Annotated in this window: 15 protein-coding genes and 1 tRNA gene; 10 read left to right on the top strand and 6 right to left on the bottom strand. The window is 73.4% G+C overall.

Annotated elements, in window-relative coordinates; translation table 11 throughout:
- Window positions 1–292 precede the first annotated feature (292 nt).
- The 3 genes from AB0M52_RS20105 to AB0M52_RS20095 all read left to right on the top strand — a co-directional run bounded on the left by AB0M52_RS20105 (window position 293) and on the right by AB0M52_RS20095 (window position 1,736).
- Window positions 293–366 (top strand) — tRNA-Met (locus AB0M52_RS20105).
- 185 nt (window positions 367–551) lie between these two features.
- A complete protein-coding gene (locus tag AB0M52_RS20100; RefSeq protein ID WP_111212202.1) occupies window positions 552–794 on the top strand; it encodes a hypothetical protein in 243 nt (80 codons plus the stop codon).
- A gap of 108 nt (window positions 795–902) precedes the next feature.
- Entirely contained in the window at window positions 903–1,736 is an 834-nt protein-coding gene (locus AB0M52_RS20095) for a phosphoribosylaminoimidazolesuccinocarboxamide synthase (protein WP_363955656.1), read from the top strand.
- Between the two features lie 13 nt (window positions 1,737–1,749).
- Here the strand turns inward: AB0M52_RS20095 and AB0M52_RS20090 are convergent, their stop codons facing one another.
- Window positions 1,750–2,220, bottom strand: coding sequence for an ATP-binding protein (locus AB0M52_RS20090; protein ID WP_363955653.1), 471 nt, complete (start codon window positions 2,218–2,220; stop codon window positions 1,750–1,752).
- Between the two features lie 117 nt (window positions 2,221–2,337).
- Here AB0M52_RS20090 and AB0M52_RS20085 point away from each other — a divergent pair, with 117 nt between their 5' ends.
- A complete protein-coding gene (locus AB0M52_RS20085; protein WP_363955669.1) occupies window positions 2,338–3,462 on the top strand; it encodes a DUF5931 domain-containing protein in 1,125 nt (374 codons plus the stop codon).
- Between the two features lie 14 nt (window positions 3,463–3,476).
- Window positions 3,477–4,121, top strand: a complete 645-nt coding sequence (locus tag AB0M52_RS20080) for a response regulator transcription factor (RefSeq protein WP_363955666.1) — start codon at window positions 3,477–3,479, stop codon at window positions 4,119–4,121.
- Window positions 4,122–4,136: 15 nt separating this feature from the next.
- On the opposite strand, the gene AB0M52_RS20075 is transcribed toward AB0M52_RS20080, so the two are convergent.
- Window positions 4,137–4,709 carry a DUF5709 domain-containing protein gene (locus tag AB0M52_RS20075; protein WP_363955650.1) on the bottom strand — a complete coding sequence of 191 codons (573 nt, stop codon included), beginning with the start codon at window positions 4,707–4,709 and terminating at the stop codon, window positions 4,137–4,139.
- 188 nt (window positions 4,710–4,897) lie between these two features.
- On the opposite strand from AB0M52_RS20075, the gene AB0M52_RS20070 reads away from it, so the two are divergent.
- The gene (locus AB0M52_RS20070; protein WP_363955647.1) at window positions 4,898–6,100 is read left to right on the top strand and encodes a glycosyltransferase; all 1,203 of its coding nucleotides are present in this window, start codon (window positions 4,898–4,900) and stop codon (window positions 6,098–6,100) included.
- On the opposite strand, the gene AB0M52_RS20065 is transcribed toward AB0M52_RS20070, so the two are convergent.
- From AB0M52_RS20065 to aroA, 4 genes are all read right to left on the bottom strand, one after another.
- Window positions 6,055–6,993 carry a hypothetical protein gene (locus AB0M52_RS20065; RefSeq protein ID WP_363955663.1) on the bottom strand — a complete coding sequence of 313 codons (939 nt, stop codon included), beginning with the start codon at window positions 6,991–6,993 and terminating at the stop codon, window positions 6,055–6,057. The two genes, AB0M52_RS20070 and AB0M52_RS20065, sit on opposite strands and share 46 nt — an antisense overlap.
- Before the next feature lie 59 nt (window positions 6,994–7,052).
- On the bottom strand, window positions 7,053–7,856 hold the full coding sequence (gene hisN, locus AB0M52_RS20060; protein WP_363955645.1) for a histidinol-phosphatase: 804 nt from the start codon (window positions 7,854–7,856) through the stop codon (window positions 7,053–7,055).
- 100 nt (window positions 7,857–7,956) lie between these two features.
- Window positions 7,957–8,883: a ribosome small subunit-dependent GTPase A gene (gene rsgA, locus AB0M52_RS20055; RefSeq protein WP_363955660.1), complete on the bottom strand. Its 927-nt coding sequence runs from the start codon at window positions 8,881–8,883 to the stop codon at window positions 7,957–7,959.
- Window positions 8,884–9,049: 166 nt separating this feature from the next.
- Window positions 9,050–10,354, bottom strand: coding sequence for a 3-phosphoshikimate 1-carboxyvinyltransferase (gene aroA / locus AB0M52_RS20050; protein WP_363955642.1), 1,305 nt, complete (start codon window positions 10,352–10,354; stop codon window positions 9,050–9,052).
- 103 nt (window positions 10,355–10,457) lie between these two features.
- Between aroA and AB0M52_RS20045 the strand changes: the two genes are divergently transcribed.
- From AB0M52_RS20045 to AB0M52_RS20030, 4 genes are all read left to right on the top strand, one after another.
- Entirely contained in the window at window positions 10,458–11,168 is a 711-nt protein-coding gene (locus AB0M52_RS20045) for an SOS response-associated peptidase (RefSeq protein WP_363955639.1), read from the top strand.
- 196 nt (window positions 11,169–11,364) lie between these two features.
- Window positions 11,365–11,757 carry a WhiB family transcriptional regulator gene (locus tag AB0M52_RS20040; protein ID WP_111212211.1) on the top strand — a complete coding sequence of 131 codons (393 nt, stop codon included), beginning with the start codon at window positions 11,365–11,367 and terminating at the stop codon, window positions 11,755–11,757.
- Between the two features lie 75 nt (window positions 11,758–11,832).
- Window positions 11,833–12,447 (top strand): alpha/beta family hydrolase, encoded by a 615-nt coding sequence (locus AB0M52_RS20035; protein WP_363955636.1) that lies wholly within the window; start codon window positions 11,833–11,835, stop codon window positions 12,445–12,447.
- 267 nt (window positions 12,448–12,714) lie between these two features.
- A partial coding sequence (locus AB0M52_RS20030) for a sigma-70 family RNA polymerase sigma factor (protein ID WP_363955633.1) occupies window positions 12,715–13,173 on the top strand: 459 nt, incomplete at its 3' end.

Below are 13,173 nucleotides of genomic sequence, written 5' to 3'. Positions count from 1 at the left end.
GGAGCAGCTCGGTAGCTCGCTGGGCTCATAACCCAGAGGTCGCAGGTTCAAATCCTGTCCCCGCTACTACCAGGCAGAGGCCCCGGATTCGCTCCGGGGCCTCTGCCCGTTTCGGCGCCTTGCCGCCCCGCCGGCGGGCACCACTAGTTCGGGCCAGCCGAGAGCTATGGTGCGGAATCACCCCGCATGGCGGCCCTCTGTGTCGGTAACTCGCGGCATGGGGTGTTGAGGGCCGGATGGTGGGGGGCGGTGGATGGGGGCGCCGGTGGGTGCGGTAGGCTGGTTCTACCGACGCGGGGTGGAGCAGCTCGGTAGCTCGCTGGGCTCATAACCCAGAGGTCGCAGGTTCAAATCCTGTCCCCGCTACTGTCAGACAAAGGCCCCGGATTCGTTCCGGGGCCTTTGCTCGTTCCCGGCCAAGTGCACCAGCCGTTGCGAGGTACGGCTCTGCCGGATCGCCGGCCGAGGGCTGCCGTGCGCCAGGGGAGCCGCGCCGCTGACACGAATCCCGTTCGCCGGTTGCGGTTGCGCGTCTCGGCAAGGATGGGCCCATGTCTTCCTTCGGCAAGTGGTGGGGGCGGCTCGGCACGCTCCTGGGCACGGTCGTGCTGTCGGTGTTCGTCCCGGTCGCCGCGTGGGCCTCGACCGGCACCGGGGAACTGGTCGTCGAGGCCGCCCGGCGGCGGGGACGAGGCTTCGGGTTCTTCGGCTTCCTGAGCCTGCTCTGCTGCCTGGCCGTGGTGGCCGTGATCGTCGTGCTGGTGTTCCGGCTGACCCGTGGCCGTCGGCGTTAATAAGGGGCCCCTGCTCTACCCCAGGCGTTAAGAAGGGGCCCTTCCTTCGCCGTCGGCCGCGCGAGGTCCCCAGCGGGTGCACGATCGTCGCGTGATGTACTTGTGGCCGTGGAACTTCTGCACTCGGGCAAGGTGAGGGATGTCTACGCCGACGGCGACGACCTGATCCTGGTCGCCTCGGACCGCATCTCCGTCTACGACGTGGTGCTGCCGACCCCGATCCCGGACAAGGGCAAGCTGCTCACCGCGCTGTCGCTGTGGTGGTTCGAGCAACTGGCCGACCTGGTGCCCAACCACGTCATCTCGGCCACCGACGTGCCGGCGGAGTTCGCCGGCCGGGCGATCCGCTGCCGCCGGCTGGAGATGATCCCCGTCGAGTGCGTCGCCCGGGGCTTCCTAACCGGCGGCGGCCTGAAGGAGTACGAAGGCACCGGAGCCGTCTCCGGCGTGGAGCTGCCGCGGGGCCTGGGCGAGGCGTCCATCCTGCCCGAGCCGATCTTCACCCCGTCGACCAAGGCGCCGATGGGGGAGCACGACGAGCCGATGACCTTCACCGAGGTGGTCGACAAGGTCGGCGCGGACACCGCCGAACGGCTCCGGCAGTTGACCATCGACGTGTACTGCCGCGGCGCCGAACTGGCCGCCGAGCGGGGCATCCTGGTCGCCGACACCAAGATCGAGCTGGGCTGGACGGCGGACGGCAACCTGGTCCTCGGCGACGAGCTGCTCACCCCGGACTCGTCCCGGTTCTGGCCGGCCGAGTCCTACCAGCCGGGCCGTGCGCAGTTCTCCTACGACAAGCAGTACGTGCGGGACTGGGCGGCCGAGAGCGGCTGGGACAAGCAGGGCCCGGCGCCCGAGGTGCCCGCCGAGGTGGTCGACGCCACCCGCGCCCGCTACGTGGACGTTTACGAGAAGCTCACCGGCAACCGCTGGGAATGATCCCCGCCCGGTCTCAGTCCCGGCGGTGGCGGCCGATGTGTTGCTGGGTGGGGACGGTCGCGGCGGTGATGCGTACCGTGGTGCCGGCCGGGCCGGTCTCGACGTCCATCGCGTCGGTCAGCTCGCGGGCCAGCCAGAGGCCCCAACCGCCGGCCGTGTCGGGGGCCGGGCGGCGGCGATCGTCGAGGCGTTGCGCGCTGATGCCCTGACCGTGGTCGGAGACCTCGCACAGCACCTGTCCGGGCTCCTCCCACAGGCGCAGCCAGCCCCGACCTCCGCCGTGCCGTACCGCATTGGTGATCAGCTCGTTGACGGCGAGCACGAAGTCGTCCAGGCGCTCGTCTCGTAGCCCGGCGGCGCGCGCGCAGGAGGTGACCGAGTGGCGGAGCTCGGTCACCTGGGCCTGGTCGAAGGCGTCGGCGATCAGGAGGGCATGTTCGATGGGCACCACCGTACGCGGTGTGCGGGGTTCTCCGTTCGTCATGGGCCCGTCCCGACAGGAGATCGCAGAGGTTTACGCGGCATTTACCACCGTACGGCAGGGTTCATTGGGCCGCATTGGCTGAGGGGCGCCCGCGCGGGCTGTGGCATCGTGACGCACGTGCCCGCGCCCGGTGGTTTCGAGGTTCCGCTCTGGCGGGCCGTCGCGGTGTACCGGGTGGCCTCCCTGGCGTACGTGGTCGTGGTGGTGGTCCGCGACGCGGACCGGTACGCCCACCCACTCGTCGCCGGTGCCCTGGTGCTGGTGATGGCGGCCTGGACCGCCGTCACCGCGGTCGGCTACGCCGCCCCGGCCCGGCGCGGCTGGCCGCTGCTCCTGGCCGACCTCGGGGTCGTCGTGACGATCCTGCTGGTCACCCCGTGGGTGATGGGCCGGGCCGCGCTCGCCGCCGGGCTGCCGACCCTGACCGTGGCCTGGTTGGGTGGGCCGGTGCTGGCCTGGGCCGTGTCCGGCGGGCGGCGGCGCGGTGCGGTCGCCGCGCTGGTGCTCGGCACGACCGACCTGGCGACCCGGGGCATGGCCACCCCCACCGCCATCAACGGCGCGATCCTCATGCTGCTCGCCGGGGTGGTGGTCGGGCACGTGGCGCGGCTGTCGGTTGCCGCCGGGGAACGGTTGCAGCGGGCCGTCGAACTGGAGGCCGCCACCCGGGAACGGGAGCGGCTGGCCCGCGACATCCACGACTCGGTGCTCCAGGTGCTCGCGCTGGTGCAGCGGCGCGGCGCGCGGCTCGACGGCGAGGCGGGCGAGCTGGCCCGGCTGGCCGGCGAGCAGGAGGCGGCGCTGCGGACGCTGATCTCCGGCACCGGTCCGCTGCCAGCCGGCCCCGCCGACGCGCCGGTGGACCTGCGGGCGCTGCTCGGTCGGTACGCCTCGGCCACCGTCTCGCTGTCCGCGCCGGCGAGCCCGGTGCCGCTGTCCCCGACGGTGGCCCGCGAGCTGGCCGCCGCCGCCGGAGCGGCACTGGACAACGCGGCCCGGCACGGCGGCGGACGCGCCTGGGTGCTGGTCGAGGACGAGGGCTCGACGGTGACCGTGTCGATCCGGGACGAGGGCCCGGGCTTCGCGCCGGACCGGCTCGCCGAGGCCGTGGCCCAGGGCCGGCTGGGCGTGGCCCAGGCGATCCGGGGCCGGGTGGCCGACCTCGGCGGGACCGCTCGGATCAGCTCCGCCCCCGGTGCCGGCACCGAGGTCGAACTCACCGTGCCGAGGAGAGAACCTTGAGCGGCGTACGCGTGATGGTCGTCGACGACCACCCGATGTGGCGGGAAGGGGTGGCCCGCGACCTCGCCGAGGCCGGTCATCAGGTGGTGGCCAGCTGCGGCGAGGGGCGCCAGGCGATCCGGGTGGTCGCCGCGGCGCGACCCGACGTGGTGGTGCTCGACCTGCAACTGCCGGACATCTCCGGGGTGGAGGTGATCCGTGGGCTGCGCGCGGCCCGGCCCGACGTACGGGTGCTCATGCTCTCCGCCAGCGGCGAGCAGCAGGGCGTGCTGGACGCGGTGAAGGCGGGCGCCACCGGCTACCTGCTCAAGTCCGCCGGGCTGGCGGAGTTCCTCGACGCGGTACGCCGCACCGCCGCCGGGGAGCCGGTCTTCACGCCCGGGTTGGCCGGGTTGGTGCTCGGTGAGTACCGCCGGCTGGCCGCCGCTCGGGAGCGCGCACCGGCCGGCACCGAGGACGCGGCACCCCGGCTCACCGAACGGGAGACCGAGGTGCTGCGACTGGTGGCCAAGGGGATGTCCTACAAGCAGATCGCCGAACGGCTCGGGCTGTCGCACCGGACGGTGCAGAACCACGTGCAGAACACGCTCGGCAAGCTCCAGCTGCACAACCGGGTCGAACTCACCCGGTACGCGATCGAACGCGGCCTCGACGGTTGAGCTTCGACGGTTGAGTCAGACCGAGTGCGGCGGCCGGGTTTCGTGCACGGCCAGTTCCTCGGCGCTGGCCCCGCCGCCGGCGGCACCCGCGTCGTACGCGATCGAATCGGTCTCCTGGTCGGTGTGCGTCCCCTCGTCCGGCTCGACCAGCCGGCCCACCGTGGCGTCCGCGACGCTGCCCAGCCGGTCGTGGTCGTAGAGCGAGACCGGAGAGTGCGGGTCGGAGGTAGGGCCCGGATCGATCACGTCGGCGTCGAGCTGCGCCTGCGCCGCCTGCTCCCGGCTGTCCGCCTCGGCCGCGATGTCCGGGTCGACCGGCCCGGCCAGCGGGTCGTCGACCGGAAGTTCGAACTGCTCTCGGCTGAGCTTGTAGTCCAGTGACTCGCCGTCGAGCTGCTCCTCGGCGGTGGTACCGAACTCGTCGACGGCCACCGGCGTCCGGTCACCGGGCAGCTGGGCGGGGGCCGGGCCGTCCGCCTCCCGACCGGTCAGCACGTCGTCCCCGGCCGTCGAGTCGTCGTCGGCGGTGTCGGGCAGGCCGTCGGCCTCGGGATCGGACACCGGGCTCGGGTACTCGTCCTCGCGCATGCCTGACCACTACCCGCTGCCCTCCCGCCATAACCGGTACCGCCCCGCGCCGATCGTGACGCCGGGAACAGGTGGGGCTGCTCCGCCACCCCGGTAAGCGGCCGAGTGCCAGGTTTCGGCTCCTGGGGCCCTGGTTAATGGGACGCTCTGACCGGAGGACCACCGAATCATCCGCATGGAGGTGACCCATGCGCGTCGGCCTCGTCTGCGCCCACGCCGCTGCGCCGCCGTCCGACGACGGGACCGTCGTCGGCACCTACCAGCACATCGCGCGAGTGGCCGCCGAGCTGGCCGGGCGAGGTCACGACGTCCGGGTGTACGCCCGCCGGGACGACCCGGAGGCGGCGGAGCGCACCGACGTCGACGGCTACCGGATGGAGCGGGCAACCGTCGGTCCGGTCGCGCCGATACCCACCGCCGAGCTGGTGCCGTACGTGGCCGAGTTCGGCCAGTGGCTGGCCGACCGGTGGGCGGGGGACTGGACGCCGGAGGTCGTGCACGGTCACTACTGGGTCGGTGGGCTGGCCGCCGCGCACGCGGTCCGGGAGACCGACATCCCGGTGGTGCAGACGTTCCACTCGATCGGCATGGAGCAGCTGCGTCACCTCGGCCCGCAGTACGACGGGCCCGGCACCCGCATCCCGCTGGAACGGGCGCTGACCAGGGCGGTGGACATGGCGGTGGCCCAGTGCAACGACGAGGTGGACGAGCTGACCCGGATGGGCCTGCAACGAACCTCGGTCGCGATGGTCCCGACCGGCGTGGACACCGAGCGGTTCCACCCCGACGGCGAGGCCGCCCCGCGCGACCAGCGGTCCCGGATCCTCTCCGTGGGTGGGCTCTCCCGTGGTCATGGCCAGGACGACCTGATCCGTGCGATGCGCCTGGTCGGCGACGCGGAGCTGGTGATCGCCGGAGGCCCGCCGGCCGAGCGGCTGGCCAACCACGCCGAGGCCCGCCGGCTGCGCGAGCTGGCCGAGCGCGTCGGCGTGGCCGAGCAGGTGCACCTGGTGGGTGTGGTGCCGCACGACCAGATGGCCACCTGGTACCGCTCGGCCGACGTGGTCGCCTGCACACCGCACTACTCCTCGGCCGGCCGGGTCTCGCTGGAGGCGATGGCCTGCGGTGTCCCGGTGGTCGGCTACGCCATGGGCGGTATCGCCGACGCCGTGGTCGACGAGGTCACCGGCAAGCTGGTGCCACCGGGCGACGTACGCACCCTCGGGATGACGCTGCGTCGACTGCTCACCGACAACGCGGGCCGGTTCGCGTACGGGCACGCCGCGGTGGACCGGGTCCGGTGCAGCTACACCTGGGAACGGACAGCGGGTGCCCTGGAGCGGCTCTACGAGCGGGTGGTCGGCCGGCGTAAACCGGTCGAGGCAGCCTGAGTCGCCGGCTCCGCCTGCATGGTGTTAAGAAGGGGCCCCTTCTCTACACCAGGCGTTAACAGGGGGCCCCTGCTTCTTGGGCGGGCGACGGCGTGGTGGTGCTGTGGTTCGGCGTACCGGGTGAGGCCGATGACCGAGGCGAGGGTGACCAGGAAGCCGACTCCGGCCAGCCACTCCCGGCCCGGCCAGATCTTGTCGTTGAGCAGCAGCAGGCCGACGATCGCGGCGGGCACCGCGCCGGCGGCGTCCATGGCGGCCACCGCCGCCGTGGTGGAACCCCGCTGCATCGCCAGCCCGAGCAGCAGTTGGCCGACGACGGAGTGGCCGACGAGCAGGTAGAGCAGCGGGTCGGCGAGGAACGCGTCCCAGCTCGACGCGGAGGCCAGCGGTCGGGCGGCCACCGCGGCGGCGGAGAAGGCCAGCCCGGCGAGTGAGCCGAGCGCCACCGAGCCGGGCGCGCCGTGCAGCCGGACCGCGAAGAAGCCCAGCACCGCGATCACCCCGAGGGTCGCCAGTAGGACGATCATCCCCGCGGTGCCGAGCTGTTTCGACGGCGCCGGCCGCGCGGACAGCACCAGCGCGGTGATCCCGGCGAAGAGCAGCAGCAGCAGCGCGACCTCGGCCACCGGCAGCCGCCACTTCAGCACCAGCACGCCGAGGATGGCGGTGACCCCCAGCCCGGCCGCCACGCTCGCCTGCACCAGGAACAGCGGCAGGTCCCGTCGGGCCAGGAAGGCCAGCACGAACCCGCCCACCTGGCAGAACAGCCCGACCAGGTAGGTGCGGTGCCCGGCCAGGCGGAGCAGCAACCCGGGGTCGAAGGTGTGGTGCACGGTGGTGCGGGCGGCGGCGACCGACTGCAACAGGTTGGCGACACCGTACGCGACGATCATCGCCGCCAGGAAACACCAACCCGAGGTAGCCACCTGGCGAGGATAGAGGCTACCTGGCGTCAGCGCGCGGCCGGCTGACCGAGCCGGTCGAGGAGGTCGGGATGCAGCGCGCCGTTGCTGGCCACGGCGCTGTTCTCGTCGCCGGCGGGGGCGGGACGGCCGGCCAGATCGGTGAACGTGCCACCGGCTTCGGTCACGATGGGTACCAGTGCGGCCACGTCCCAGAGCGACAACTCGGGTTCGATCATCACGTCCAGCGCACCCTCGGCCAACAGCATGTAACCGTAGAAGTCCCCGTAGGCCCGGCTGCGCCAGGTGTCCCGCATCAGCTGGAGCACCGGCTCCAGCCGGCCGGCATCCTCCCAGCCGCCCAGCGAGGAGTAGCAGAGGCTCGCGTCGGCCAGCTTCGTCACCCTGGAGACCCGGATCGGTTCGCCCCGGGACGCGTCCGGGCCGGCGTACGCCCCGGTGCCGCGCGCCGCCCACCAGCGGCGGCCCAGCGCCGGCGCGGAGACCAGCCCGGCAACCGGCCGGCCGTCCTCCAGCAGCGCGATCAGGGTGGCCCAGATCGGCACCCCACGGACGAAGTTCTTGGTGCCGTCGATCGGGTCCACCACCCACTGCCGCGTGCCGGCCGCCGGTGTCGCGCCGTACTCCTCGCCGAGCAGGCCGTCATCCGGTCGGTGCTCGGCCAGCAGGGCGCGGATCTCACGTTCCACCGCGGTGTCCGCGTCGGAGACCGGGGTCAGGTCGGGCTTCGACTCGACCCGCAGGTCGAGCGCGCGGAACCGGGCCGCCGAGATCGCGTCGGCGGCGTCGGCGAGCCGGTGGGCGAGGGCGAGGTCGTCGGCGTATCCGGTCATGCCGGACACCGTAGCGACGCCGGTGCCGGCCCGACGCCGCGGGCCGGCCGGCGGTGCGGGCCGAGGCCGGGGGCCGGCGGTGCGGTGCGGGCGGGTCGGCTCACTCCGGGCGTCCGCGCGGGTCGGCCTCGCCGCGCGGGTCGGTCTCGCCGGCCCGGGAGGCCAGCAACCGGCGGTACGAGGCCAGCCGGCGCGGGTCCGCCCGGCCCTGCGCGACCCAGGCGTCCAGGGCGCAGTCGATCTCGTCGGCGGTGTGCGGGCAGTTCGCCGGACAGTCGACGGTGGCCTCTACCAGGTCCGGGAAGCCGTGCAGCAGGCTCTCGGCCGAGACGTGTGCCAGCCCGAAGCTGCGTACGCCGGGGGTGTCCACGATCCAGCCCGGATCGTCCTGCGCGCCGGGCAGGGCGGGCAGCCGTAGCGCGACCGCGCTGGTCGAGGTGTGCCGGCCCCGGCCGATCGCGCTGACCGTGCCGACCGCCCGGTCGGCCTCCGGGACCAGGCGGTTGACCAGCGTCGACTTGCCGACGCCGGAGTGCCCGACGAGTACCGAGAGCCGCCCGGCGAGCAGGCTGCGCAGGGCGTCCAGCGCCGAGTCCGGCCGGATGAGCACGTACGGCAGCTCCAGCTCGGTGTAGTAGTCGAGCACCGCCTCCGGGCCGGCCAGGTCGGCCTTGGTCAGGCAGAGCAGCGGCTCGATGTCCGCGTCGTACGCGGCCACCAGGCAGCGGTCGATGAACCCGGTGCGTGGCGGCGGGTCGGCCAGCGCGCTGACGATCACCAACTGGTCGGCGTTGGCGACGACCACCCGTTCCAGCCGCCCCTCGGCGGTGCTGGCGTCGTCCTCGGCGGTGCGCCGCAGCACGGACCGTCGCGGCTCGATCCGGACGATCCGGGCCAGCGCCCCGGGCGCCCCCGAGGTGTCGCCGACCAGGCCGACCCGATCGCCGACCACCACGGACTTGCGTCCCAGCTCGCGGGCGCGCATCGCGGTGACGGTGGGGACGTCCGGCCCGGCTCCGGCCAGCACGCAGGTGTACCGTCCCCGGTCCACCGCGATGACGAAGCCGTCCTTCGCGTCGGCGTGCTGGGGTCGGGTGCGGGTACGCGGACGCGAGGACTTCCCGGGCCGGACCCGGACGTCGTCCTCGTCGTACTCCCGCCGCCTGGTCGCCAGGGCCGCCCCTTCCGCTCGCTCAGCTCTTGCCGGTCACCATCGCCGACCATAGTGCCGGGAACTCGGGCATGGTCTTCGAGGTGCACGCCACGTCATCCAACTCGATGCCGGGCACGGCGAGACCGGCCACCGCCGCCGCGTGCGCCATCCGGTGATCGTGGTAGGTGCGGAACACCCCGCCGCGCAGCGGTCGGGGCCGGATCTCCAGACCGTCGGGCGACTCGGTGACGTCCGCGCCCAGTGCGGTGAACTCGTGGGTCAGCGCGGCCAGCCGGTCGGTCTCGTGCCCCCGGATGTGACCGACCCCGGTGAACACCGATGGGGAATCGGCGAGCATCGCCAGCGCGGTCAGCGCCGGGGTCAGCTCGCTGACGTCCGACAGGTCGGCGTGCAGGCCGCGCACCGTCCCGGTGCCCCGTACGGTGAGCCCCGCAGTGGTGAGCGTGACCTCCGCACCCATCTGCTGCAACAGCGAGCGGAGCCGCTCCACCGGCTGGGCGCTGCCGCGCGGCGGCCAGCCCTGCAGGGTCACCTCACCGCCGGTGACCAGGGCGGCGGCGAAGAACGGCACCGCACCGGAAAGATCCGGCTCGATCTCCCAGCCGCGCCCGGTCAGCGGGCCCGGCTCGACCACCCAGACGTCGGGGGTGCTGTCGTCGACCGCCGCACCGGCGGCCCGCAGCATCTGCACGGTCATCCGCAGGTGGGGCGCGGAGGGCACGGGCGGGCCGACGTGCCGGACCACCACACCGCGGTCGAAGCGGGGTGCGGCCAGCAGCAGCCCCGAGACCAGCTGGCTGGAGGCGGAGGCGTCGATCACCACCTCGCCGCCGGTGACCCGACCGGCGCCCTGGACCACCAGCGGCAGGCTGCCGGGCCCGGTGGTGTCGATGCGTACCCCGAGCGAGCGCAGCGCCTCGATCAGCGGCCCGAGCGGCCGGGTGCGGGCGTGCGGGTCGCCGTCGAGGGTGACCTGCCCCTCGGCCAGCCCCGCCACCGGGGGTACGAAGCGCATGATCGTGCCGGCGAGGCCCACGTCGACGTGCGCCGGGCCGACCAGCCGGTGCGGCCGCACCAGCCAGCGCTCGTCGTCGGCGATCGACACGTGCGCGCCCATCGCCCGCAGCCCCGCGGCCATCAGTTCGGTGTCCCGGGCGCGCAGCGGTTTGGCCAGTGTCGAGGGGCCGGTGGCCAGCGCGCTGAGCACCAGAGCCCGGTTGGTCATCGACTTGGAGCCGGGCAGGCGCAGCGACGCCGTCACCGGATCGCTCGCCGTCGGTGCGGTCCACGGCTGTAGCGGCCGGGTCGCGGTCAGGTTCCCCACAGCTACATTCTGCCGTGTCCGGGCCGTGAGTGGCCGGTACCGTCGAGGCCGCTCCCGGTGGACGGGACAGCCGGGCGGCCGGCGGCGCGCTAGCGTGTGCGGCATGTGTGGGAGGTACGCCACGACCCGGAGCGCTGGTGACCTGAGCGGCCTGTTCGAGTCCGCCGACGAGACCGGCGGGCGGCTCGTCGCCGACCACAACGTCGCGCCGACCGACCCGGTGCCGCTGGTCCGGGTGAGCCCCGAGGGGCACCGTGCGCTCTCGCTCGGCCGCTGGGGGTTGGTGCCCGGGTGGTCCCGGTCGCCCGCCGGCGCCGCCCGCATGATCAACGCCCGGGCCGAGACGGTCGCCACCAGCCGGGCGTACGCCCCCGCCTTCGCCCGCCGCCGGTGCCTGGTGCCCGCCGACGGCTGGTACGAGTGGGTTCGCCAGCCGGGCGGGGCGAAGCAGCCGTTCTACATGACCCCGCTGGACGGCTCGGTGCTCGCCTTCGCCGGCATCTGGTCGGTCTGGGACGGTCCCGCCGGCCCGTTGCTGACCTGCAGTGTGGTGACCACCGACGCGCTCGGCGAGTTGGCCGAGGTGCACGACCGGATGCCGCTGCTGCTGCCGCCCGACCGCTGGGCGACCTGGCTGGGCGCGGCCGGCGATCCGACCGAGCTGCTCGCGCCGCCCCCGCTCGACTGGCTCGCCGGTCTGGAGATCCGGCCGGTGGGGCCGGCAGTGGGTGACGTCCGCAACGACGGCCCGGAGCTGACCGCCCGGGTGCCCCTGGCGCCGCGCGCCGAGCCGGAAGGCATGATGCTGTTCTGATTACGCACCGCGCATTGTCGGGAGTGATTTGCCGCGGTTGCGGGTGAAAGTTCACTCGGTTGTTTTGCCAACTTCCCGGCAGAGTCTTGTCCCCGCGTGCGCAAGTGCGATACAACACAGCGCCGGTGGTGGATGCCGTTCGCACAAGGTGAACGACATCCATCGATATTGCTGGTCCCACGGGGGAGGTGGGTGGATGACACGGGCGCGTATGCCCCGTCCGCACGAGGTGGCCGCCGCGCGGCGTGATCCGCGACTGCTGCGAGCGCTGCACGAACGGCGACAGGATGAAGCCTGGCGCACCAGAGGCACTTGCCAGAGTGTCGACCCGGAGACGTTCTTTCCGGCGCCGAACGAACCGGCCGACGCGGCGGTGGCGCTCTGCCGCAGCTGCGACGTGCAGGGTTCCTGCCTGGCCTGGGCGTTGGAGGTCGGCGACTGCCACGGCGTGTGGGGTGGCACCACTCCACGCGAGCGACGGGCGATGCTGGTGGCCTGGCGCGGCGAGGTGCAACCCGATCCGGACGCCGCCAGCGAGGCAGGTCCTCCGGTGCGCGACCGACTGCTCACCCTGGTGCCGCTGAGCTGACCGCCGTCCGGTGAACTGCCCGTCGGTGGCAGTCCTTGCGGCGGATGGGCGGTTGTCGGGCCGCAGAATGGTGGGGTGCCGCACCAGGACATCATCGAGACTCCGCGCGGTCCGGCTCGGGTCGATCTCGACACACCGGTCGGCCCGGCCCGGGCGCTGCTGGCGTTGGGGCACGGCGCGGGTGGCGGAGTTGACGCCCCCGACCTGCTGGCGCTCCGCGACGGCGCGGTGGCCGCCGGGCTCGTCGTGGCCCGGGTGACCCAGCCGTACCGGGTCGCCGGCCGGCGTGCGCCGGCGCCCGCCGGGCACCTCGACGAGGCGTGGACCACCGTGCTGGCCGCGCTGCGAGCCCGCTTTCCGGAGGTACCTCTGGTGACGGGCGGCCGGTCCAGCGGGGCGCGGGTGGCCTGCCGCACCGCGACCGCCGTGGGCGCCGCCGGGGTGGTCGCGCTCGCCTTCCCGCTGCACCCACCCGGACGGCCGGAGCGCAGCCGAGCCGGAGAACTGGCGACCGGCGTGCCGACCCTGGTGGTCAACGGCGACCGGGACCCGTTCGGCATGCCGGAACCGGGGCCGGAGGTGCGGGTGGTGGCCCGTCCAGGAGAGCGGCACGACCTGCGCGGTGACCCAGCCGGCACGGCCGCCGTGGTGCTCGACTGGCTGCGCGAGCACAGCTGGGCGCGGGGCTGAGCCCTTCGCCCCCTGGCGGCACGCCGTACCGGCGCCGGGTCCGCCGGGCGTGCGGCTGCTGGCGCGTGTCCGCCGGCCGCGCCGGGTCGTTGCACTCGATGATGTCGGCCGCCCGGACCGGGCCGCCGACATCGGGCTCCCAGGCCCTTTCCTGGTCCCGGCCTCGGGTATACCCCGTGGCCGGGACCAGGAACGGGGGCGGGAGGAATGCCCCGACCCACCACGGGTGTTGAACCCCTCGGACGACCACTGTGCGAGGGGGGACTGGTGCCGACCGAGATCCGGAACCGGGAACGCGACGAGCGGGAGGCTCGGCAGCTGAGGCAGCTGCTGACCGGCCCGGACTGGCCGGCGGCGGTGCCACCGGTCGAGGTGGCGACGGGCACACCCGTCGGAACCGAATCTTCTGGTAGGTCCGGACGCGTATCCTCGGCGAGGAAGCATCCGACCCGAGGGGATGTGCGGTTGACCACCGAGAAGACGGACGAGCGCAGGGCCCGGTTCGAGCGGGACGCAATGCCATTCGTCGATCAGCTGTACGCGGCCGGCCTGCGGATGACGCGTAACCCGGCGGATGCCGAGGACCTGGTCCAGGAGACCTACCTCAAGGCGTACGCCGCCTTCCACCAGTTCGAGCAGGGCACGAACCTCAAGGCCTGGCTCTACCGGATCCTGACCAACACCTACATCAACTCGTACCGGAAGCGGCAGCGGCAGCCGGTGCAG

It is taken from the genome of Micromonospora sp. NPDC051296 (assembly GCF_040682255.1).
Lineage (GTDB): Bacteria > Actinomycetota > Actinomycetes > Mycobacteriales > Micromonosporaceae > Micromonospora > Micromonospora craterilacus.
This window is presented reverse-complemented; position numbering and strand designations above follow the sequence as displayed.